Genomic DNA, 241 nt, shown 5'->3' with positions numbered 1-241 from the left:
ACGATGTGCTGGGGCTTATCACCACGCTTAAGAACATGCGCGACCTGAAAGGCCCGCAGTTCCTGCATATCATGACCAAAAAAGGTCGTGGTTATGAACCGGCAGAAAAAGACCCAATCACTTTCCACGCCGTGCCTAAATTTGATCCCTCCAGCGGTTGTTTGCCGAAAAGTAGCGGCGGTTTGCCGAGCTATTCAAAAATCTTTGGCGACTGGTTGTGTGAAACGGCAGCGAAAGACAA

Annotated in this window: 1 pseudogene; it reads left to right on the top strand. The window is 50.2% G+C overall.

The annotated features are described in order from the left end of the window. Positions 1 to 241 (top strand): annotated as a pseudogene (locus SB756_RS34525) (1-deoxy-D-xylulose-5-phosphate synthase); the annotation flags it as partial.

Source organism: Pseudomonas sp. SIMBA_068, assembly GCF_046534705.1.
Taxonomy (GTDB): Bacteria; Pseudomonadota; Gammaproteobacteria; order Pseudomonadales; family Pseudomonadaceae; genus Aquipseudomonas; species Aquipseudomonas putida.
Note: the sequence above shows the minus strand (reverse complement) of the source record. Positions and strands in the feature narration are given on the sequence as shown.